The organism is Paenibacillus daejeonensis DSM 15491, assembly GCF_000378385.1.
Lineage (GTDB): Bacteria > Bacillota > Bacilli > Paenibacillales > Paenibacillaceae > Paenibacillus_D > Paenibacillus_D daejeonensis.
Window position 1 is genome coordinate 1 of record NZ_KB899673.1, and the last position, 21,562, is coordinate 21,562.

The 21,562-nt window shown below is 52.6% G+C and carries 23 protein-coding genes, 5 tRNA genes, 1 pseudogene and 1 riboswitch; of the genes and pseudogenes, 9 read left to right on the top strand and 20 right to left on the bottom strand.

Features of this window, described 5'->3' with window-relative positions:
* Nucleotides 1-152 precede the first annotated feature (152 nt).
* From F556_RS0127230 to F556_RS0127245, 4 genes are all read right to left on the bottom strand, one after another.
* On the bottom strand, nt 153-371 hold the full coding sequence (locus F556_RS0127230; protein WP_020620178.1) for a hypothetical protein: 219 nt from the start codon (nt 369-371) through the stop codon (nt 153-155).
* Nucleotides 337-666: a hypothetical protein gene (locus F556_RS0127235; RefSeq protein WP_020620179.1), complete on the bottom strand. Its 330-nt coding sequence runs from the start codon at nt 664-666 to the stop codon at nt 337-339. The genes F556_RS0127230 and F556_RS0127235 overlap by 35 nt, the downstream gene beginning before the upstream one ends.
* Nucleotides 659-967 (bottom strand): helix-turn-helix domain-containing protein, encoded by a 309-nt coding sequence (locus tag F556_RS0127240; RefSeq protein ID WP_020620180.1) that lies wholly within the window; start codon nt 965-967, stop codon nt 659-661. The genes F556_RS0127235 and F556_RS0127240 overlap by 8 nt, the downstream gene beginning before the upstream one ends.
* 147 nt (nt 968-1,114) lie before the next feature.
* On the bottom strand, nt 1,115-1,312 hold the full coding sequence (locus tag F556_RS0127245) for a helix-turn-helix transcriptional regulator (protein WP_020620181.1): 198 nt from the start codon (nt 1,310-1,312) through the stop codon (nt 1,115-1,117).
* Nucleotides 1,313-1,398: 86 nt separating this feature from the next.
* Here F556_RS0127245 and F556_RS0127250 point away from each other — a divergent pair, with 86 nt between their 5' ends.
* The 3 genes from F556_RS0127250 (at nt 1,399) to F556_RS0127260 (ending at nt 3,578) form a co-directional block, all read left to right on the top strand.
* Nucleotides 1,399-1,833, top strand: coding sequence for a helix-turn-helix domain-containing protein (locus tag F556_RS0127250; RefSeq protein WP_040718568.1), 435 nt, complete (start codon nt 1,399-1,401; stop codon nt 1,831-1,833).
* Between the two features lie 18 nt (nt 1,834-1,851).
* Complete coding sequence (locus F556_RS35370; RefSeq protein ID WP_020620183.1) at nt 1,852-2,262, top strand: ImmA/IrrE family metallo-endopeptidase; 411 nt, start codon at nt 1,852-1,854, stop codon at nt 2,260-2,262.
* 74 nt (nt 2,263-2,336) lie between these two features.
* Nucleotides 2,337-3,578 carry a tyrosine-type recombinase/integrase gene (locus F556_RS0127260; protein ID WP_020620184.1) on the top strand — a complete coding sequence of 414 codons (1,242 nt, stop codon included), beginning with the start codon at nt 2,337-2,339 and terminating at the stop codon, nt 3,576-3,578.
* Nucleotides 3,579-3,678: 100 nt separating this feature from the next.
* On the opposite strand, the gene F556_RS0127265 is transcribed toward F556_RS0127260, so the two are convergent.
* The 6 genes from F556_RS0127265 to F556_RS0127290 all read right to left on the bottom strand — a co-directional run bounded on the left by F556_RS0127265 (nt 3,679) and on the right by F556_RS0127290 (nt 4,836).
* Nucleotides 3,679-3,761: transfer RNA gene (locus tag F556_RS0127265), tRNA-Leu, on the bottom strand.
* A gap of 53 nt (nt 3,762-3,814) precedes the next feature.
* A tRNA-Lys gene (locus F556_RS0127270) sits at nt 3,815-3,890 on the bottom strand.
* An 8-nt stretch (nt 3,891-3,898) separates the two neighbouring features.
* Nucleotides 3,899-3,973 (bottom strand) — tRNA-Glu (locus tag F556_RS0127275).
* Nucleotides 3,974-4,154: 181 nt separating this feature from the next.
* A tRNA-Ser gene (locus tag F556_RS0127280) sits at nt 4,155-4,246 on the bottom strand.
* Nucleotides 4,247-4,250: 4 nt separating this feature from the next.
* Nucleotides 4,251-4,326: transfer RNA gene (locus F556_RS0127285), tRNA-Asn, on the bottom strand.
* Between the two features lie 33 nt (nt 4,327-4,359).
* A complete protein-coding gene (locus F556_RS0127290; RefSeq protein ID WP_020620185.1) occupies nt 4,360-4,836 on the bottom strand; it encodes a SprT family protein in 477 nt (158 codons plus the stop codon).
* Between the two features lie 107 nt (nt 4,837-4,943).
* On the opposite strand from F556_RS0127290, the gene F556_RS0127295 reads away from it, so the two are divergent.
* Both F556_RS0127295 and cmpA read left to right on the top strand, forming a co-directional pair.
* Nucleotides 4,944-5,303, top strand: a complete 360-nt coding sequence (locus tag F556_RS0127295; RefSeq protein ID WP_020620186.1) for a hypothetical protein — start codon at nt 4,944-4,946, stop codon at nt 5,301-5,303.
* Nucleotides 5,304-5,388: 85 nt separating this feature from the next.
* Complete coding sequence (gene cmpA, locus F556_RS38115) at nt 5,389-5,526, top strand: cortex morphogenetic protein CmpA (protein ID WP_157272983.1); 138 nt, start codon at nt 5,389-5,391, stop codon at nt 5,524-5,526.
* 170 nt (nt 5,527-5,696) lie between these two features.
* On the opposite strand, the gene F556_RS0127300 is transcribed toward cmpA, so the two are convergent.
* From F556_RS0127300 to uptA, 4 genes are all read right to left on the bottom strand, one after another.
* Nucleotides 5,697-7,871, bottom strand: coding sequence for a Tex family protein (locus F556_RS0127300; RefSeq protein ID WP_425414021.1), 2,175 nt, complete (start codon nt 7,869-7,871; stop codon nt 5,697-5,699).
* Between the two features lie 366 nt (nt 7,872-8,237).
* Nucleotides 8,238-8,879: an MBL fold metallo-hydrolase gene (locus F556_RS0127305; RefSeq protein ID WP_020620188.1), complete on the bottom strand. Its 642-nt coding sequence runs from the start codon at nt 8,877-8,879 to the stop codon at nt 8,238-8,240.
* Between the two features lie 2 nt (nt 8,880-8,881).
* Complete coding sequence (locus F556_RS0127310) at nt 8,882-9,448, bottom strand: thioredoxin family protein (RefSeq protein ID WP_020620189.1); 567 nt, start codon at nt 9,446-9,448, stop codon at nt 8,882-8,884.
* A gap of 94 nt (nt 9,449-9,542) precedes the next feature.
* A complete protein-coding gene (uptA, locus tag F556_RS0127315) occupies nt 9,543-10,151 on the bottom strand; it encodes an undecaprenyl phosphate transporter UptA (RefSeq protein ID WP_020620190.1) in 609 nt (202 codons plus the stop codon).
* Nucleotides 10,152-10,300: 149 nt separating this feature from the next.
* On the opposite strand from uptA, the gene F556_RS0127320 reads away from it, so the two are divergent.
* Nucleotides 10,301-10,747 (top strand): cupredoxin domain-containing protein, encoded by a 447-nt coding sequence (locus tag F556_RS0127320; protein ID WP_020620191.1) that lies wholly within the window; start codon nt 10,301-10,303, stop codon nt 10,745-10,747.
* 57 nt (nt 10,748-10,804) lie between these two features.
* The gene (locus tag F556_RS0127325; RefSeq protein WP_020620192.1) at nt 10,805-11,119 is read left to right on the top strand and encodes a hypothetical protein; all 315 of its coding nucleotides are present in this window, start codon (nt 10,805-10,807) and stop codon (nt 11,117-11,119) included.
* Between the two features lie 691 nt (nt 11,120-11,810).
* Here F556_RS0127325 and F556_RS0127330 read toward each other — a convergent pair.
* Nucleotides 11,811-12,173 carry a hypothetical protein gene (locus F556_RS0127330; protein WP_020620193.1) on the bottom strand — a complete coding sequence of 121 codons (363 nt, stop codon included), beginning with the start codon at nt 12,171-12,173 and terminating at the stop codon, nt 11,811-11,813.
* 95 nt (nt 12,174-12,268) lie between these two features.
* The gene (locus tag F556_RS0127335) at nt 12,269-14,401 is read right to left on the bottom strand and encodes an O-antigen ligase family protein (RefSeq protein ID WP_211222648.1); all 2,133 of its coding nucleotides are present in this window, start codon (nt 14,399-14,401) and stop codon (nt 12,269-12,271) included.
* A gap of 429 nt (nt 14,402-14,830) precedes the next feature.
* On the opposite strand from F556_RS0127335, the pseudogene tnpB reads away from it, so the two are divergent.
* A pseudogene (tnpB, locus tag F556_RS35375) lies at nt 14,831-15,919 on the top strand (IS200/IS605 family element RNA-guided endonuclease TnpB).
* 259 nt (nt 15,920-16,178) lie between these two features.
* Nucleotides 16,179-16,448, top strand: coding sequence for a hypothetical protein (locus F556_RS0127345; protein ID WP_020620195.1), 270 nt, complete (start codon nt 16,179-16,181; stop codon nt 16,446-16,448).
* A gap of 83 nt (nt 16,449-16,531) precedes the next feature.
* Nucleotides 16,532-16,622: riboswitch (cyclic di-GMP riboswitch) on the bottom strand.
* A 242-nt stretch (nt 16,623-16,864) separates the two neighbouring features.
* Here F556_RS0127345 and F556_RS0127350 read toward each other — a convergent pair.
* Genes F556_RS0127350 through F556_RS0127365 form a run of 4 tightly spaced genes read right to left on the bottom strand, consistent with a single transcriptional unit; the run spans nt 16,865 to nt 21,549 of the window.
* A complete protein-coding gene (locus F556_RS0127350; protein ID WP_020620196.1) occupies nt 16,865-17,947 on the bottom strand; it encodes an HD-GYP domain-containing protein in 1,083 nt (360 codons plus the stop codon).
* A gap of 54 nt (nt 17,948-18,001) precedes the next feature.
* A complete protein-coding gene (locus F556_RS0127355) occupies nt 18,002-19,669 on the bottom strand; it encodes a histidine kinase N-terminal 7TM domain-containing diguanylate cyclase (RefSeq protein WP_342663323.1) in 1,668 nt (555 codons plus the stop codon).
* Between the two features lie 49 nt (nt 19,670-19,718).
* Nucleotides 19,719-20,897, bottom strand: a complete 1,179-nt coding sequence (locus F556_RS0127360) for a class I SAM-dependent methyltransferase (protein WP_020620199.1) — start codon at nt 20,895-20,897, stop codon at nt 19,719-19,721.
* On the bottom strand, nt 20,884-21,549 hold the full coding sequence (locus F556_RS0127365; RefSeq protein WP_020620200.1) for a DUF6483 family protein: 666 nt from the start codon (nt 21,547-21,549) through the stop codon (nt 20,884-20,886). Before F556_RS0127365 ends, F556_RS0127360 begins: the two co-directional genes overlap by 14 nt.
* Nucleotides 21,550-21,562 lie beyond the last annotated feature (13 nt).

Sequence of the window (21,562 nt, forward strand, 5' to 3'; positions counted from 1 at the left end):
AAAATCATAGTGTTTGTTGCCCATGTGCGGCTGCCAAGTGCCAGCCTGCTCCATCTCTACGAATTGGCCGAATGTCAACCGATAGCAAGCACCCACGCGATGAGTGACAAAGTAATCTCCTAGCCTGTCCAGCACCCGATCATCTATCATAGCTACCACACTGAATGCTGATGCTGGTTAAGTACGTGCAGCTCAATCATCATGGCCATGGCCGGGCGGTGCTCGTATCGCCTGAGCTCCGGCATCACTGCCGCCCGCCCCCGCTCCGTCAGCTGATATCCGTTATCCGTCAGCTCGACCTTGCCCTCTTTGATTAGCTCCCTCAAACAGGTCTGACTAAAATCCTGCGTTGCTACCGATTGTTTGCCCAATGGGATCAACCTCCTTATATGTGCCTTCCAAAATTGCCTCCACGTCCTCGATCGCCTGCTGGAGCAGTGCTTCCGACCGCTCCAAGTGGAGATACTGGACCACCAGGGCGAACTTGCCGCTTTTTAACCGCTTGTTGATCCAGACATTGACTCCAGCCCCGCTCTGCGTCATAACCGTTACCGAGTACGGCGCGTCAAACCCAATCTGAATCACTTTCTCCGAGAGCCAAATCAGGCTCAAGCTGAGAGCAGCCGGTTCCGCCGCCCCCCCGGGCGGCTTTTTTTGGTCAGTCATGGGTGGGGCTCCTTTCTCCGCTACTGTTCGCAACTCGCTGGGCCGCGCGCCAGGCTTCCAGGTCAGCAAGCCTGAATTTGATTGTAGGTCTGCGCGATCCGATGCCGCCATAGCGCTCATGCGGAATGATGCGCTGCTGACACATCCGATAAATAAGCTTCTCAGATACCCCCAAGCGGGCTGCGGCCGCTGACACATCCAGTGTTTCATCATTGACACTTTCCATTTCTGCCCGGATACGTTTCTCAGCGGCAGCAACTTCTTCAACCACGATTTCGCGAATCATCTGTTCTATGCTCATCTCTGACACCTCCAAGCACAGTTAGAATAGGCCCTTTTTGACATAAACAGTATTTAAAATACAGTTTTTATACAAAAAAAGGGCGGGCTCCTTGACGTAGTATTGAAAATACAGTATTATGAATTTGTCGTATTAATAATACTAATTTCAAATGATGTCCGGGAATAATAGCTGTGGTTCTTTGCCCGTCAGTTTGCATATCTTAAGCAAAACTGTAGCGCTTGGGTTTACACGACCATATTCGAGGCTTCTGACGGTGTCTACGTGCAGTTCAAGCACTTTTGCAAACTCGATTTGATTAAGACCGAGTTCTTTTCTCGCTTCCCTTAATCCATCACGTTTCAAAGTGTCACCTTCTTTCTTTCGGTGTCATCATTATAAATCGTATTATAAATACAGTCAATAGTATTTTGAATACTTTTTTTGAGAGGATGTTTCCCTTGTCTACAGGCGGCCGCATAAAAGATCTTAGAAAAGCAGCTAAGTTAACCCAAAAACAAATTGCCGATCAATTAGGAATGGGTAGCTCTAACTTTGGCCATATCGAAAATGACAGAGTTATACCAAGCAGCAGTGACTTGGATAAAATCGCTGAGATCCTTGATACAACTACTGATTACTTGTTGGGCAGAAGTGCAAGCAGAAAAAAGCCATATTACGCATTAACAGAAAAAGATGAAAAAGACATCGCAAAAAGACTTGAAGATATGATGAATGATCTTAATTCTGATTCTGCACTAGCATTTATGGGAGAACCGATGGATGAGGACGATCGTGAGCTTCTAAGAATATCTCTGGAGAATACGATCCGTATGTCAAAGGAGATGGCAAAAAAGAAATTCACTCCGAAAAAATATAGGGAATAACCTGCCGGGGGTTATGTAATGGAACGACAAATAGTCACCGACTTGGTACGAACCCACGGAACCAACAGCCCGCTGGTTATTTCATCTGAGAGAAACTTAACGGTTCTGTACGAAGATTTAGGGAAATCCGTCTGGGGGTACTATACCTGCATCAATCGGATACCCAGCATCCATTTAAATAATCGCCTTGAGGATTTCAAGCAGTTGTTTGCTGCTGCTCATGAACTAGGACATAATATTTTGCACCCAGGGATCAGTACCCCTTTCTTAAGAAACCAGACTCTTTTTTCTGTGGACAAGATAGAGCGTCAAGCCAATAGATTCGCCCTCCACTTGTTAATAGGATTTGAGGTACCCGAACCTGGGGAACAGTTTGAGCATTTTTTAATGCGTTGCGGCATTCCGGCTGAATTTAAAATTTTTTACTGAAACTTGCGCTTTCCCGCTGCTAGGCGGTTTACTATACACAAAAAAAGAACATATGTACTCATGGAGGTATTAAAATGGCAAAAGGTAGCATCGAAAAACGTGGGGAAAATAAATGGCGTCTGACCGTGGATCTCGGATTGAAAGGAGACGGTACCCGCGACCGCCCCCGCAAGACAATTACCGTCGAGGATAAAGCACTGCTCAAGACAAAGAAAAAGCTCCAAGAATATCTGGAGAACGAGTTAGCTAAGTTTAGGCTGGAAATCGAATCCGGGGAGTACATCAAACCGGAGAAAATGCTGTTCAAAGATTTTGTCGAGAAGGAATGGAAGCCTAAGTATGCATCCAAAGAAGATAACCTTTCGGCCCTCTCATATAAAACTTATTGCCGGCACATCAAAAACCACATCATGCCGGTATTCGGCAATAAGGACTTGGGCGACATTAAAACAATGCACATAGTCACTTTCGTCGACGATCTGGGGAAGCCCGGTGCTAGAAAGGATGGTAAAGGGGATACACTAGAACCTGGAACAATCCAGTACATTTACCGGGTACTTAAGAATATCCTTAGCCGAGCAGACGAATGGGACTTAATCAAAGAGAATCCCATGAGCAAGGTAAAGAAGCCGAAGGTAAAGCAAACAGAATTTGAATTTTACGATGAAGACGAAGCCCGCGATGTTATAGGAGCTCTCTATCAAGAAGTGCGTAAGTGGAGATTGTTTATTTTGGGAGCAATGATTGGAGGGAATCGACGCGGCGAGCTAATCGCTCTGGAATGGCCAGAAGTCGATTTTGAAAAAGGAGCCGTCGCTGTAGAAAAAAGTATTTCGCTCACGGAGAATAGCCAAGCCATAGAAAAGGGACCCAAGAATGCAAGCTCAAAGCGGTGGATTGACATGCCGAACTGGTATATGGATGAGCTACGCGTTCATAAAAGGGAATGGGATCTCCAGAGAAAGAAGGCAATACTTGCGGGGGAGTGGTTAGGTGGCGAAAGACAATATGTATTCCACGGTGGGTACGGAAAGCCATACTATCATAGCTACCCTTCCGAGTGGTGGATTAAGTTTGTAAAGCGTCACGCTCTTAAACGTGTCAGGTTCCACGATCTACGGCATTCCAGTGCTACGCTCCTTATCGAAGCTGGCGCGTCAATGAAGGCCATACAGAAGCGCCTGGGGCATGCGAAGCATCAAACAACGGCTGACATCTATGCTCATGTAACGAAGAAAGTCAGCCGCGACACTGCAGAGAAATTTGATAAGTTTGCACCGCGTCCTATTTCCGTCCCCAATTTGTCCCCAAGATGATAATTAGCCACTTTGATGGCGGGTAAAAATCCCCCCTACGATCCGCAGACAAATAAAAAAATCCCTTATGTATCAAGGGATTTCAGCGTTTAAATTATGATGCGGTCGAGAGGACTCGAACCTCCACGGGCGTAAGCCCACTACCCCCTCAAGATAGCGTGTCTGCCATTCCACCACGACCGCAAGCTTGTTGTGTTTCTTCTATTATATACATTCTCTTCTGAGGAAGAAGAAAATGGTGAGCCATGAAGGACTCGAACCTTCGACACCCTGATTAAAAGTCAGGTGCTCTACCAGCTGAGCTAATGGCTCTGGGAAGTTGGTGACCCGTAGGGGATTCGAACCCCTGTTACCTCCGTGAAAGGGAGGTGTCTTAACCCCTTGACCAACGGGCCTTGTCCATTTGATGAGTGCGCCATAAGCGACAACAGAAGTTATTATATCTGATTGTTTTGAGCTTGGCAAGCATTATTTTCAGGGTCATTTTCAACCCTATAATCTTGCTTCGCTCTAGCGCTTCAGGCAAACTAAAAGGGCCGGCTGAACGGCCCTATCGTTCATCAACATTCGTATAAATGGCGGAGAGAGAGGGATTCGAACCCTCGCACCGCTTGCGCAGTCTAACCCCTTAGCAGAGGGTCCCCTTATAGCCACTTGGGTATCTCTCCATGCTGGCTCCCCGAACAGGACTCGAACCTGTGACAACTCGATTAACAGTCGAGTGCTCTACCAACTGAGCTATCAGGGAAAGTGTTTGACGAAAGTGACAAGTAATAATTTATCACGGTTCTAAAACAATGTCAAGCATCTTTATGAATAATTTTCCGCGGCATTTCCCGCAGGCATATTTGGCAGGATCAACCTTGCGTTTGCGGAGGTATTCCATCCCACAGGAACGGCAGATCAGCTTGTACCGGTAAGGCTGCGTTCGCTTGGTCTGACCAGGCAGCGCGCTACAGAATCGGCTCCCTCCTACCTGGGCCAGTAATCGCTTGAAATCTGCGTCTCGGTGTTGATAGCCCCGCTTCATCAGATGCAAATGATAGTGACACAGCTCATGCTTGATAATCTTCTCAGTCTCTTCCCGCCCGAAACTCTCCAGCTGACCGGGATTGATCTCTATATCATGCGATCTGGTGAAATAGCGGCCGCCCGTCGAGCGAAGTCTGCTATTGAAAGTCGCGCGGTGCAGAAACGGCCGGCCAAAGCTCTCTATTGAGATCTTCTCCACCCACGCTTGCAGCGTTTCATTATCCATCGTTATTCTCTCCTATCTACTTGAATTTATAATCGTTCATGCGATACACTGTCAAGTAGTAATGAACGGTTCCCGTGAGTTCAACTATGGAGGGGAGTAACCTGGCTATGCCTACAATGCGATATGTCCTATTCAAAGACGCAGAGCAGCTCACAGTTGTCGAGATGCCTGCATCCCACGCTTACCAATTGAGCGCGCTCAACCTTCGTCTGCACAAAGAAATCGAAAAGCTGACCGCCGACAGCGTGCCGAAGCTGCCTTACGCAATCGGCGAATGCAATGATCTGGAGCTGCATGATACTTCTATAACCATCACAGACGGACTGGCTTATATCAATGAATTGGAGCGTTCCTTCTCCGCCATTCAAGAGAAAACCTATCCTCTTATTTCATTGCTGACCGAGATTCGCGCACTCCAAGCCCAGCTCGAACAATGGTACGAAGAAGAGATGGAAGTCGAAGCTTAGCTTATTTTCTGAAGTGGACCTGCACGGACTCCCGCCTATCCCCATATGCTTAACCATACATCATGTTTCTGGGGGAGGAACCGGTATGCCGCAGTGGCTGTGTAACCAACTGATGCGCGCATTTCTCAAACGGGATCGCCGGCAGATACGTCTGCTGAACGATTGTTGGTACTTCTATCGAACCCGGACGCAGCCTGAGAACGGCAGCCCCGGGAGGGTCTAACCAAACGTCGCGGCGCTTGTCCAGCCGATGCGGCTTGCCGCGTGTTACTGATTTTTTGGACGACCTGCACCCGTGAATTCTCAGCATAAAAAAAGCAGCTGTCCCCCGCGGAGTCACGTCAGTGACCCCAGGGACAGCTCTTTTTGTTGTAAATGTTTAGCTAGCTCTTGTTATCCTGGTTTGCGCATCGTGAGGCCGACGCGGCCTTTCTTGGTATCGACATTGAGCACCCATACCGTGACATTATCTCCGACAGCGACAACATCCATCGGATGCTTGACGAATTTATCACTTAACTGGGAGATGTGGACGAGGCCGTCGTTTTTGATGCCGATATCGACAAATGCCCCAAAGTCGATGACATTGCGCACCGTCCCCTGAAGCTCCATGCCTGGCGACAAATCCTCCAGCTTCAGCACGTCGGTGTGGAAAATCGGCAGTGGGAGCGCTTCGCGCGGATCCCGCCCTGGACGCTGAAGGCTATCGAGTATATCGCGCAGCGTCGGCACACCCACCCCAAGACTCGGAGCCAGCGTTTCCGCGCTGGCAGAAGCCAGGGCCTGGTTCAGTTCCTTGGTACCGAGCCGGGAGAGCTCCAGCCGTAGCTCACGGAACAGCTTGTCCACCACGCCATAGGACTCCGGATGAATCGGCGTCGCATCCAGCGGATTGGACGCGCCAGAGATCCGTAGGAAGCCCGCACACTGCTCGTAGGACTTGGCCCCCAGGCGCGGGACTTTTTGCAGCTGGGCCCGGCTGACGAACTTCCCGTTCTCCTCGCGATATTTGACAATGTTTTTGGCCAGGGTCGCATTAATGCCCGCCACATAAGACAGCAGCGAAGGAGACGCTGTATTGACGTCAACGCCGACATGGTTAACCGCCGATTCGACGACACCGCCCAGCGACTCATCCAGCCGCTTCTGGCTCACATCGTGCTGATACTGCCCCACACCGATCGCTTTAGGCTCAATCTTGACGAGCTCGGCCAGTGGATCCTGCAGCCGTCTGGCAATTGAGACTGCGCTTCGTTCAGCTACATCCAGGGATGGGAACTCCTCCTGCGCAAGCTTGGACGCCGAATACACGCTTGCCCCCGCTTCGCTAACGATAATGTATTTGAGCTCGCTGGCGCCGCCTGCCACCCGTTTGCGGATCAGCTCCGCAATGAATTGCTCCGTCTCGCGCGAAGCCGTGCCGTTGCCGATAACCACCAGCTCGGCTTGGTAGCGGTCGATGAGGCCGTTGATGGTCCGCTCAGCCTCGGCCACCTTGTTGTGCGGCGCTGTCGGGTAAGTGACAGCAACCTCCAGCAGCTTGCCCGTCTCGTCGACCAGAGCAAGCTTGCAGCCCGTCCGGAAGGCTGGATCAACCCCCAGTACGACATGCCCCTTGACTGGCGCCTGCAGCAGCAGATTCCGGAGATTGGCAGAGAAGATCGAGATGGCATGCTCTTCGGCCTTCTCCGTTAATAGGCCCCTCACTTCCCGCTCAATGGAAGGCGCAATCAGCCGCTTATACGCATCTTCAATGACGGCAATCAGCACCTCGCGGATAGCAGGTGAGACCTGATGACGGAGCGTGTGCCGCGCGATGTAGTCATGGATACGCTCAGGCGACAGCTCCAGCGACACTCGCAGCACGTCCTCCCGCTCCCCCCGATTAATGGCAAGAATCCGATGCGGCGGCAGCTTGCGGACAGGCTCCTGGTAGCTGTAATACATCTCATATACCGACTCGGCTTTGCTGTCCTTGGCTTCTGTCGCCAGGATCGCTTGCTCTTGCGTATGCTTGCGCACCCAGGCGCGGATTCCGGCATCGTCAGCGAGGTTCTCGGCAAGGATATCCATGGCTCCTTGAAGAGCCTCCTGAGCGGTTTCTACGCCCTTATCAGGGCTGATGTACTTGGCAGCCTCAGTCATTGGCTCACCGCTCCGTGGCTGCCCGTAGAGCCACGTTGCAAGCGGCTCCAGCCCCCGCTCCTTGGCTAAGCTTGCCCGCGTTTTGCGTTTCTGGCGGTACGGCCGGTACAGATCCTCGACCTCCTGCAATTTGACCGCCCCTTCAATGGACGCGCGCAGGGTATCGGTCAGCTTGTCCTGCTCCTCGATTAACCGGATGACCTCTCGCTTGCGATCCTCCAGGCTCCGAAGGTATGTGAGCCGTTCCTCAATGCTGCGCAGTTGGTCCTCATCCAGCTCTCCCGTCATTTCTTTGCGGTACCTCGCAATGAAGGGAATGGTATTCCCCTCGCCAAGTAATGCGACGGTTGCTTTGACTTTACCTGCCGGAATCTGCAGCTCTGCAGCGATTTGACGCTCCATCCGCTGTTGCTGCTCCGAGATTTCAGCGGCAGTCCGTTCGGTTGATTTTGCTTCTTTCGACTGTATTTCTGCCAACGCTGGTGCACCTTCCTTTGCGTGAGTGATGTCAGGCTGCCCTTAAAAGAAAGCCTACAGTCACGGATCGATCTTACGATCGCTGTTGTCCCCAGATTTCTTTGATTTTACCCCTGTTAGGGGTGAAATCCGGGGACAAAGGCGAACGCTTCGCTTCTCCAGATTCGATTCCGTGCCTTTCCGGCTTTTTGAGGGCAGCCTAAACTTTATATTTTATTGTGGCAGAATCACTGCCACTGCGCTACCCGTAATACAAACGGCACCGCCTGCAAAAGAAGACCCTTCGCTGGGGGTGCCGATTTCTGGTTTAAGCTATCTTGGTTGTCCGGGAACATAGGGGTTATTCTGCATTTCATAGCCGATCGACGTGCGCGGCCCATGCCCTGGATAGACCGTGGTCTGCGGGGCCAGCTTGTATAGTTTGCCGCGAATCGAGTCAAACAGATCTCGCTCGGCACCGCCAGGCAGGTCCGTACGACCCACCGATTGACGGAAGAGCACATCGCCCGAGAACAGATGCTCGCCGCACAGGAAGCTGACACTGCCCGGGGAATGTCCAGGCGTATGCATGACCCGGAATTCCAATCCGATCAGCTTCAGCATTTGGCCTTCATCCAAGGCATATTCGGCTTCGTCCGTCACCAGCGGAGCCGTCACTTCCGACCAACGCAAAGAACCGTTCTTGCGGGGATCGGTAAGCCATTCGGCCTCCAAATCGTGAATATAAACCGGTGCTCCAAATGCCTTGCGGGTCTCATCGACACCGCCCATATGGTCAAAGTGGGCATGCGTGAGCAGAATGGCTTCCACCGTCGTGCCCGCATCCTGCAGACGCTGGATCAGTTTGCCGGGATTCATCCCAGGGTCAATGACGACGGCGCGGTTCAGCTCCTCATTGGTGATCACATAGGCGTTGGTCTGGATGGGGCCTAACTCATAGCTCTGGATTTTCATGATTAAACCGCAGAGAACAGCTCAGTGAGCTCTTTCAAGATTACTGCCTGGTAGCCGGTACCTTCCCCATATTGACGGCCCATTTCCTGGCGTGCTTCGCCCAGTTTTTCCTGGTAATCTGCAGCTTCCCGGTCCGGGTTCGCTTGTTTGAAGGCGGTCATGACTTCCTGAACATGAGCCGGACGCGGGCCCCATTGCTCCAATACATGTCCACCGGTATCCGCAATAATAACAATCGGCACTGCTTCGCCGCCCATCGTCAGAAACTGCGCCATGGTATCCATGTGATCTTCTTTGATCAGCACCTCTGTAGGTACTCCGCTGTTCTCAAGCGCACGGAAGACAACAGGGATGTTCTTGACGACATCGCCGCACCATTCCGCCATCAGAATCAGTACCCGCAGGTCGTCGCGGTTGTTGAGCGATTCGAAGAACGCTTTGGACTCCTCATCCGGCCATTGAAAGTTATCATAGAGCGAAATGAATTGTTCCTTGTTGCGATCCATGCCATCCATAAACTGCTGCGGGCTAATGCCCTTGCCCAGCTTTTCGGCTACGTTTTTGCTCATCTTATCCATCCCTCTCTGCAATCGAATGTATGTACCCTTCCCCCATTGTATCAAAGATCAGAAGGGCGAGCCAGCTTGCAAAAAAGGGATGGTACTACATGCTCTGCCCCCGGCTGCGAACGAACTTGTACAATCCATAGCCAAGCGCCAGGGCCAACATGGTCAGCGTCAGGGGTTGGACATAAGGACCCGCAATGTCGTGAATCGTATCCCAGCGTTCGCCGAGCTGCATGCCCAGATACAGAAACAACAGCGTCCACGGGATAGCGGCCAATGCTGTCAGAAGTGTGAATAACGGCAGGGACATCCGGCTGACACCGGCGGGAATCGAGATGGCGTGGCGGATGACAGGCACGAAGCGGGCAAAAAAAATCATGCCGGTTCCGTACTTGCGGAACCAGTCCTCTGATCGGTCGAGATGCTTGCCGCTGATATGCAGCCATTTGCCGTATTTGTCCAGCACCGGCCGGCCCCCATATCGCGCGATAACGTAGATGATCAGCTGCGCTAACGTCCCGCCGATAACCCCAAAGAGCAGCGCACTCCCAAAGCCCACCTTGCCTTCCGATATCAAATACCCGCCATAAGCGAGGACAATCTCACTCGGAATGACTTCCACCATCAGCCCCAGCATAATACCGAGCGCCCCCAATTGCTGCACCCAGCTGAGCAGTAACTGGACGAATTCACTTAGCCATGACATGCACATCCCCCTATCGTTGACCGAGCCTGATCTTATGCACTCAGTTTATGCATTCAGGCACTCGGACATGCTTCGCGGGACAAGTGTCATGCTCAGACAAGCTTCTGCATACAATGCAGGGAATAGAAACTAGGAAAAGAGGTGTTTCGATGTCCAAAGTATTTGTCGTCGGCCGCAAACAGCTCAAGCTGCTGGGAATTGCTTGTCTGCTCGTCGTCCTGACCGGCGTCTATCTCACCTGGAACCAGACACAGGCTGTCTCAGGTAATCCGGATGCGGAGCGGGTCTTCCACCTGGTCACCGTAGAGTACAAAACGACGCTAAAGGATGGCAAGGAGCTGGAAGTGTACCGCTGGGACCCCGGGTCGATCCGGGTCAACAAGGGGGAGAAAGTCCAACTGCGGATAACGGGGGTCAATGGGCAGACGCATCCTTTTGTCATTGAGGGATTGGGCATTAAGGGTGAAGTCCGAAAAGGAGAAACGACCGTCGTCGACTTCAAGGCCGATCGGGCGGGCACCTATCCGATTCTCTGTCTGACCCATACGGCTGCCAGCCAGCTCAGTCCGATGGTCGCTTACATCGAGGTCCAGTAGGGTGAGTAGCCTCCGGGCGGCTGCCTGCATATAGATAGGGCAGAGAGGAGTGGGAGTATGAACAAGCCCCCCCATGCCAAAACATCACATGACTACCCCAGCCCCCGGAAAATTAAACGCGCCTGCAGCAAGGAGTTGTACCGGACCATCAAGCGGCTTGACCGTTGGATCGCGCCTGATCTAGTGGAGCAAGCCGAGAAAGTGTATGTGCGCAAGGTGTTGCAAAATCTCATCTGGATTCACGAAAACCGCAGCAACCGCAAGCTCCTCTGTGACTGGTGGGACGAACAGCTCAGCGAAGAAATCGCCACCCTCTGGGAGGTCGATCAGACCAAGCTGAGCGCGGCGTTCCGGCACGCATTTGGCGGATAAGGAAAGGCTATGTGGTTGGCAATCAGCCGCCCTATCCGCTTTAAGAAACTGGATACCTGGATACCTCATCAGCACCGTGCCAGGCAGATTGGAGAACGGCTCCCCTTGCAGCATTTATGCGCGCCTCGGGGAGCTTTTTGTTTGAATATGCTAAGCTCCCGGCTCCCGGCACGCTGGAGTTTCGGAATCGAAGTCATCATGGGTTGGATAATAGCAGGCATGCACCGCCCAAGGGAAGGCGCGGAGTACAATTTAGCTAACCACCCCATCCTGAAATGCCCCTATTTAGACTATCTTCGTACATATGCTCCACCCCACACGCACCCCAATATGCCTCACCTTTACCTACAGCTCGATGTGTATTCGGTTTTTCGAGTTTATTGATGCGTTCACCACCATTTGAGACCGTATGTATTCGATTTTTCGTGCATATTGATGCACTCACCACTATTTCTAGCTCAATGTATTCGATTTTTCGAGTTTATTGGTGCGCCCATCACCATTTGAGGCCATATGTATTCGGTTTTTCGTGTTTATTGTGCCGCCGCACCCACTTGCAGCTCGATGTATTCGGTTTTTCGTGTTTAGTGGTGCCCCTCTGGCGCCACTTGGTGGCTCGATGGCTCAGGAGGTCGCCTGCAGCTGCAAAAAGAGAGACAGCGTCAGGCTGTCTCTCCCGAAGGGCTAGCTATTAACCGATAACAGCGAAAGTCTCAACGCCGGCCGGGATGTTGCGGCTGCGGAATTGTACGCCGCTGCTGTCGAAGACCCGGATGGTGTAGCTCACGTTCGTGAGCGTGGATACCCGGCTGAACCGGACGACACCGAAGCGGTCGAACGCCGCTGTCTGAACCAGTGTGTTACCACGATACAGGCGCGCGAAGAAACCGGTTGTATCGAACGGCACACCATTACTTTGCACCCATACCACCGTCAATCGATTGAAGGTCGGGCCGCCATTGCCCGCTGCTTTGATCGGCTTTACCTTCAACAGGACGGCGCCAGCCCGCCGGCCGCGCGAGAGAAGCCGCGGCTTCACTCTTGGAGATGCCATGCTATCAACTCCTTATCCGTTTGCAACAGCTTATGCTGCAACGGTGCGCATGGCGTGGACAATCTTCCCGGGCCAGCCGTCCAAATCCGGCTGGCTCACCCGTAGCCGTGGCTGCGCAGCAGCTCACGGCAATACTGCGCCGCCGCGGTCGCCTGCGGCAGCATCACGAAGCGGCGCCCCTCACCGGCCGCGCCGCCCAGCTCCACCCTGCGCGCCAGCATGTCGTAGCGCGCATACACCTCGGCGCCGGCTGCAGCAGCCGCCAGCGCCTCCCCCATCCGGCCCGCCTCGCGATGCATCGCGGCGAGGCCGGCCAACCACTGGACCGCTGCCGACTGCTTCGCCTTGTCGTAGCGGTCCCCCTGCAGCGCGCGGCGCAAATAAGCCGCCGCCTGCTGCACGTCGCCGCGCTCGGCATGCGCTGCGCCGAGCGCCCACAAGAGCGGCACGGACTGCGGGTCATACCGCAGTCCGGCCGCCAGCAGCGGCGCGCGCTCAGGCAGCGGAGCGCGCGCAGCCAGTTCCAGGCGCATCCGGGTATCATACGGATGCGCCATCACCCCCGCGCGCAGCAGACTCAGGCGCGCGTCCTCAGAGGCACTCAGCGCGGCTTGACGGGCGCTGAGTGCCGTGTCGGCGCGCAGCCCGGCCAAGCCTGCTGCGACCAGCACGCTGACTGCCAGCGCGGCGCTAAGCAGCTGCAAGACGCGCCTCGCATGCATCGTTGGGGCGGATCGCCCCCGACCTTCCCCTTGTTTTCCCCCTTGAAACGCATCAGCGGTTTTTCCCAAGCGCCACCGGTCGCTTTTCCGTTTGTCTCTCACTTGAGACACGACAGCCGCTTTTTCCGCACGATTGCCTGTAGGCCGGGCCATAGCCACGAGCGCGAAGCTAGAGAGCAGGAGCCAATAGAACCCATAGGCCATATCAAAATCCACTGCAGCATGGAGAAACAGAACGAGCGCTGGCAGCACGCCCAGTCGGTTGGAACGATAAATCACCACAAGCAGGTGCACAACCAAGATTATGAGCAGCAGCAGACCGGTCCAGCCAAGCTCCAGAAGCAGATTAAGATACCCGCTGTGCACTTCATTGCCGATATAGGGAGCGGATTGCAAGCGCCCCATCTGATTACGCCAGGCGTCCCCTCCACTGCCTAGCCAGGGCGCTTGCTGGACCAATTGCCAGGCGTCAGAGTAGAACTGCCAGCGGGCTCCAGCGGTCGCATAGGCGCCAGGCGCCAAACGTCCGGCTGCAATAGCAGGCAACAGCGCAGTACTGCCCAGTAGCAGCAGGCCGCTGCAGAGCCATGCCAGAGGAGCGCGGAGCTTCGGACGCGTCCGCTGTAGGCATTGACGTATACAATAGCCCACCCCAAACGCGCCGCCTATCGCAATGAACAATGGGAGAGCCAGATCCAACAATGTCTGCTCCAGCGATCGCTGCGAGAGCAACCACCCGTAGAGCACGGCACTGCCGGAAAAAGCCGCGAGCGGGTACATCAGCCATTCTGCTTTGCGATCCCGCTCCACCACAAAATATCCAGCCGTCCAGACAACAGCTGCGATCAGCCAGGCAGCGCGGGATTCCGTGAGCAGCAGGAGCGCCCCCGCCGGAACCGCTTGCACCCAGAACAGCAGCACTACCCTTCCACGTTCTCCAGTGCCCAGCAGCCCTTGCCAGTACCAGGCCAGAAAAGCGGCGAGTACAGCACCATACATATTGGGGTATTCTAACGTTCCAGCCACTCGTGCGCCAATAGCACTAAGTCTGGTGTCTCCGCTAACCATCACGAGCCGAGGATCCGCAAACCAGCCAAGCCACCCCCCCAGTCCGCCAATCATCAGCAGCACTCCAGTTGCCCCCAGAACACACAGTAGAATGCCTGACGCCCAAGTTCGACCAATCTTAAGGACGGTAAAACCGACAATAAGAAAGCCGGCATAGCTCCCCCAACGCAGCCCTTGTTCCAAAGTGGCCAGCACAGAAACTTGTTTCCAGGATGGTTGAAGCAGATATAGGCCAGCAATGACCAAAGGCCAGAGGCTTAACAAGAGAGGATTTCCAAACCATTGCGTATCACGCTCCTCCCCGACTGCTGAGAGAATGTAGACGCCAACAACGCCCGCTCCCAAAAAACAAAGCAGCATAGCTGGACGATAGTATGCCGCATCAAAGAAATAACCTGCTACGCTCAGACTGTCAAATAATACATAAGCAATTGCCAACAAGCAAATGCAGACAATGATACTGTGACGACTTCTTACGCGGTACCTGATACTCAGTCGCTCCTTTGCTGGATTAAATAAGACGAAAAATTCAGACTTTTATTGTCGGCAAATTTTTCACACAATCATTTCCTGGGAAATGAGAAGTTTCTAACCGAAAAGAAGCTAATAATCTGCAGACGGGAGCCGTTTCACAGCTTCTGTCAGGTGGTAATAAAAGACTGTTCTCATTAATCCATCCGTTTTTTTATAGTTTCCCCATAATTGAAGGTAAATAACGGATCTTCACGCAGCCTTTATCAGTAATGCCGAGAATACACCCACCTTCTATAAGCGGGGGATGAATCGGTGCTTTTTGCTGTGTTCGGTTGCGAACATATGTGCTACAATTGGGACATAGACCTTGTGGTAAAGGGGTGGTGTCCGGCTATGCTAAGACATAAGGCATTTAAGTTTCGGCTGTACCCGACTTCTGAGCAAGAAACGCAGATGCGGAGAACGTTGGGATGCTCTCGCTTTGTCTTTAATCATTTCCTTGCCGCGTGGAAGGAAACGTATGAAACGACGGGCAAGGGCTTGTCCTACAACGCTTGTGCGACTCAGCTTCCCGGGCTCAAACAAGCCTTGCCCTGGCTAAAAGAAGTGGATAGCATCGCCTTACAATCTTCCGTTCGCCACGTAGCAGACAGCTTTCAGCGTTTCTTCAAGAAGCAGAATCAGGCCCCACGCTTCAAGAGTCGGAAGCATCCGGTTCAAAGCTACACCACAAGATATACGAACGGAAATATCGCGGTCAAAACAAACACGATTCAACTTCCCAAGCTGGGTGCGGTCCGATTTGCCAAGTCGCGCGAGGTGGAGGGCCGTCTGCTGTCCGCCACGGTGCGTCTTGCCCCCAGCGGCAAATGGTTTGTCTCGATCGTAAGTGAAGTAGACATCGAGCCGCTGCCGGTCTGTGAACGAACGGTAGGAATTGATGTCGGCATCAAGCACTTGGCGGTTACCTCGGATAACGTAGTGATTGATAATCCTCGGCATACGCGCCGCTATGAAAAGCAATTGGCGACGTAGCAACGCCGGATGGCCCGACGCACAAGAGGCGGAAGAAACTGGAACCTTGCGAAGCGCAAGGTGGCTCGCCTTCATGAGAAGATAAGGAACAGTCGTCACGATGCCCTGCACAAGCATACGACGAAGTGGATACGTTAAAACCAAACGATCTGCCTCGAAGACTTGCGCATTGTGAATATGATGAAGAACCGGAAGCTGGCGGGGCATATCGCAGACGCAGCCTGGGGGGAGATGAGTCGGCAATTGCATTACAAGGCCGAGTGGTATGGGCGCACCATCAAGGAAGTACCCGCCTACGCTCCATCAAGTCAAACCTGTCATGTGTGCGGCGCCGTGAACACAAAGGTTAGGGATCTGAGCGTCCGCGAATGGGAATGCGTCGTGTGCCAAACCCGACACGACCGGGATGGAAATGCCGCGCAGAACATTAAAGTGATGGCCGTCTAGTCTAGACCTTGAAATAGAACTGTGGGGACCACAGGGATCGCTTGGTCATCTTTGCTCCAGGAGGAGCAACAACCCAAGATTCCCCCACCTCAGCCGTCAGGCAAGTGGCGGGAGTGTTCAATGTCGATGAAAACTGTTTGTTCGGCACGACATTGCGACAAACATTTTGATAAAGGTCTGCTATGCTGTAATTCTCTACTGACAAGATAGTCTGTCCCCCCACTAAATTCTGCTGCTCAAACAAGAAGGAGTGTTACTTATGGAGCTTATTACGAACCAGAAGTTTACGAATGAATCGATTATTTTTGATGGTTTTCACTTTATCGGCTGTTCCTTCCGCGACTGTATTGTCGTCATCACGGACGATAACTTTGCCTTCGACCGGTGCTCGTTTGAACAAAGCACCTTTCATGTCCAACCGGACTCTCCGGCCTTTCACAAGCTTAAACCCATTTGTGAGAGCGCAGGAAACTTCTGGGCGGACGTATATAAAGGGATTCGCAACCCCAGCCTGGCCGCAAGTGAATAATTAGCTCTAATCCATACCATAGTTTCTAAACAACGCAAAAAAGCCTGTCCCAAAGACAGCCTGACTGAAGCGATTGGCGAACAATCGGCAGCCAGGCTGTCAATGGTTCCGGCTGGAACGTTAGACCCTGTAGCTTTGCGTCCCTGCCTTTCGACAGGTTTGCCTATTAGAGGTAATTCAAAAAGTACGCTGTTGATCACGAAGTGATTCAGGGAAGCGGATTCGACTTCGAATCTTGAATGCATGAGAAACTAAGCATATGCTTACGAAGCTAGTTTCCTCTGGAAACTTTTAGGTGCTCACGTAGCTTAGGCTACGTTCCGCTCCTCATTTCATCCTGCCTCCAATCTTCTCGGTGCTGAACACCGACCTTTTTAAACACGCATTATATTATGGATTTGCATGCGGCAGCTCGTTTATATTTCTTTGGTAATCAGTACATGCAGTTGGTCCTTCAGATCCAGCTCGTAAGGGGTTTTTGGCGAAGAGCCGTCCGCTTCTTTGACAATCCGGACCGTCGGCCGATGAACCGCAAGCGGGTTATTGGCGGAAATTACCCCGGTCTGTCCCGTATTGAGCACCACGGTTGTCGCTACCGGGTAAATTGAAATGTGCTTGCAGAACAGCTTGATCAGATCCAGATCAAAGATGGAGTTCCCTGCCGCAAACAAAAATTCGATCGTCTCTGACGGTGTGTGACGGTTCCGATAGGAACGCGGAGATGTCATGGCGTCATAGACATCCGCTAATGCAACAATCTGCGCATATTCATGAATCTCGTTCCTTTGCAGTCCGCGCGGATACCCCGAGCCGTTATAGCGTTCATGATGCTGTAGCGCACAGTGGGCAGACAATAGCGAGATATCATGCTGCTTGCGCAGGATCTCGAAGCCGTCTGTTGTATGACGCTCCATAATTTTACGCTCCTCGGGCGTTAGCGGCGTCTTCTTATTCAGAATTTCTGCCGGCACCTTCGTCATTCCCACATCAAACATGAGCGCCCCGATCCCGAGCTCCTCAATCTGTGTCCGGTTATACCCCTTGGCAATACCCATAATTCCAGCTAGCACTGCTACATTTACCGAATGCTGAAACAAATAGGCATCCGCCACATGAATATTGGTCAAGCTGACAAGGATGTCCTTGCGTCCTACAAGGTCCTGGAAAATCTGCCCGAATACCGATCGGAACGTTCGTCCCATCTCGGGCGCAACCGCTCGCCCTCGCGTTGTCGGCGTGTCCATAATCGAGGTCATCGTCTTGTGAATCGAGTCTACCGCCCGCTTGCGCGTCTCTTCACGAATCACCTCTTCAGGCATAATATCTTCTGTCATATTGTCTTCAATAAACAATGTATCCACTTGCATGTCCCGCAGACGTTCTATAAACCGCTCGGTCAGCTCCACGCCCATCCCGAGCAGCACATGGCCATTCTCTCGCAAGATCGGCTTGGCCAGCACGTCTCCGGCGCGTACGGAATGAATGGTTACTCTTCTCATGGTTACCCCGCCTTTGAAAGGTGGTTCAAAAAGTACGCTTTTTGAACATGCACTCTATGACTCCTCAGCAATTACAATTCGGTTGCGACCGCCATCCTTCGCCTTATACAGGGCGACATCCACTCGAGTGAACAATTCGCGCAAATAGGCTTTGGGATCATCAATCCGAAACTCTTCATCCTCTTCGACCGCAAGCATCCCCATGCTCACCGTCACCGAAACCGGCTCTTCCCCGGTTCGTGTAACAATCTTGTTGTCTGCAATTGCGGTTTTAATCCGCCCGGCCAGCATTTCAGCCTGTTCACGGTTCGTATGCGGCAGATAAACCGTGAATTCCTCGCCGCCATAACGGGCCAGAATGTCTGTGCGACGGAGGGCGCTCTTGACGACTTCCGCTGTACTTCGCAGCACTTCATCACCGACAAGATGTCCATACGTATCGTTAATATTCTTGAACAGATCGATGTCGAACAAGAAGATAGCGAACGGAATCCGATATCTGACATTGGTCAGGACTTCATGCTCCAACTGCTGCATCAAGTAACGGCGGTTGAAGCAGCCCGTCAGACTGTCGGTAATGGCCATGTGCTCCAGCTTCTGATTGGCCTGAAACAGCTCGTCCTGCATCAGAATGAGCGCACGGTTGCGGTCTTGCAGCACATCGTTTTGCCTTCTGGAAGAGTCCACAAGCTCCCTGAGCTCCGTCACGTTTTGAAACGTAATGACGCGGCCGATCACCTGCTGCCGATGATCGATAATCGGCGAGGCATAGATAGCTGCATGTTTGAAATGATGATGCCCCAGGACAATTTCGATGTAGGCATGACGTGGGGGATGGTTATGGTAAGCCACCAGGAAATCTGTCAGATCCTCTTCCATCTCATACTTGCTAAGAAATTCTCCGATGTCGATACAGTCGCCTACGCGCAGATTGACATACGGTCGCAGCACCTTATTGACTTCTAGCACGACACCTTGCTCATCAATGACCACAATTCCTGTATTTATACTGTTCACTATATCCTGCTGAGCAATCTGTTTGATGTCGAATACCCGGTTTCTCGTGATGGCAACGACAAAATAAATCCCCGCCAGCAAAATACCAAGCGATGTGAGCCCCTTTATCGCTGGCAGCGATTCTTTGAAAATCACGCTGAATATCAGATCCGATGCGGCAAGCGCCGCAAATATAATTACACCCTTGAGCGACATGCGAATCCGTTCTTTGTGCCGAGACGGTCCGCTAGTAGCAAGGCCGCGCATCAGCTGAATCATAGATAGGATGGCGTAGCCAATAAGGATGGTGATCAGATAGTAAAACAGCGGGCCATACAAGCGCTCCTCATAACCGCCCGTGGCTGTAGGCCGGATAAACAGCGTCAAAGGATTCCACATGACTCCTATAGCAGCTGTTAACGACGGAAGATGGAGCACTACCAGCGATGTGCGGCTAAGCTGGTAGGATTGACCGCTGAGAAAAATCGAGAACAGGTACCAGCCGCTCCCCAGCATCGACAAACCTACGTAAGAGAGACTCACATAGAAGACTTGAAACTGCGGTTCAGAGGTGGTGTTCGCGGCGAATTGTCCCAGGGGCCACAACATCATGAAAAAATGGAACATGAAATACACTTTATGGAGGTTAGTGATGGTTTGAATGAGAAGGATACAGAAAAACAGGAGGCCCAGTATTAAAAAGACCGAAAAATCAAACCACATCATGAGTCCCAAAAGGTTCACCCATTCATCTAATTAATCTATATACGCTATTCTAACCGTCCGGCAACCGTCCGGCAAGCGCCTTTTCCAGATAGGGCTGTACCTGAAGACCATCACGAAAGGTGACATACTCCGTCCATTTGCGACTGCGATCCCCTCGCCCTCCTAGTGAGGCGCGAATCAGCAAATTTTTGGGCGTATGCTCAGGATCAATAAATTCCAGCAATTGCACCTTATACCCTACGACTTCCAGCAATCTCGCCCGGATGGCATCGGTCGCCAGGGCCGAGAATCGCTCCTTAAGCAGTCCGTGGGACAATAAAGGGCTCAGCATGTCATTATCAACCTGTCGGAACAGCTCATGCTGGCAGCAGGGCACCGACATAATAACAGACGCCCCCCAGCTTACCGCCTTCGCCAGTGCAGCATCTGTCGCTGTATCGCAAGCATGTAGAGTAACGACCATGTCCGCAGCCTGCAATTCCTCGTATTGTGCGATGTCGCCTTGCAAGAAACGGAGGTCCTCATAATTGAGCTTGCGAGCCAATTGCTCACACCACGCAATGACATCCGCCTTCAGGTCCAGACCGATGATGCGGATCTGCCGCTGCTGTTCGATCGCCAGAAGATGATACAACGCAAAGGTAAGATAGGACTTGCCACAACCAAAATCAACAATAGTCACCGGTCTGTCCTTAGGCAACTCCTCCGCGACATCCAGGACCATTTCCAGAAAGCGATTGATCTGACGGTACTTATCCTGCTTCTGGGCATGCACCTTGCCTGTGGACGAGAGGATTCCGAGCTCCACAAGGAAAGGTGCCGGCGTCTCGGACGCCAGCACCCGGTTCTTTTTGCGATCATGCGTCTGCAGATTGCCTGTACTGGCTGTAGGCGGTTTGCGTAACAACGCGGGTTTGCCCTTCTTGCTGAACAACAATTGAAGGTCTGCCTCTTCCGTTTTGAGCAGCGCTTGGCGGTAATGCTCCTGTATGAGCTTCACCGTATGCGTGGCGGCGGCTTCCGGCAGCAGATTATCATGAGTGACCCGGCCGGGCACATGGTATTCAAATTGATAATGCAGGCCCTGCTTGAGCTGGACCTTGCGGATTACCGTCTTTGGTGCAAAGTCCGACTGCTTGCTCTGCAGCTGACTTAATGTCCCGTGATGCAGCGTGTGCTCCATAATAGAAGCAACCAGCACTTGTTCCCATTGATCAGCTTTCTCCATGCGGCACTCCTTGTCGTTGTAATTCTTCGTAGGCTTCCCGAACCTCGTCCAGAGACAGCCGGCCACTGGCGAGCTGATCAGCCGGCATAGCCAATAGTCTGAGGTAGAAGCTCTCCGCTTCCTGAACCTTCATCTGACCATCCTCCAACAACTCGTGCAGCAGGTTCTCCGCCCTATCCAGATGGCGTTCGCTTTCCTCCCACTGGAGGAGCAACCGCTTGGTCTCCTCGGGCAGTTCATATGCTCGAAGCAGCGTCTGCAGCTTGTCGATTTCTTCCCTCGGCTCTGCGGTAGCCGGTTCGGCATCCTCAAGCGCACCATACAGGAACAGATGGAGTGATTTGAGCAGTGCGGCATAGCTGGCCTCGGGATCCCCTTGCTCCTCATAAATCTCGCCCTTCTCCCGGAGGAGACGTGCGATTCCCTGGAGGCTGCCATGGTCCAGAACGCCGCCCGTTGTCAGCATGCCCACCAGCTCTTGATCAGTGAGCGAATCAATCAGCCGGGAGTTGAGCCGGAATTCACGATCCAGCAGCTCATCGACGATCGCCAGTGCCTGCAAGTGTTCCTTGCGGTCCCGCAACCCGACCACCTGGCCGATGGATTGGGTCATTTGCTCGATCATCCGCATAAAATAATCTCTTTGGAACATCTCTAATTCTCCC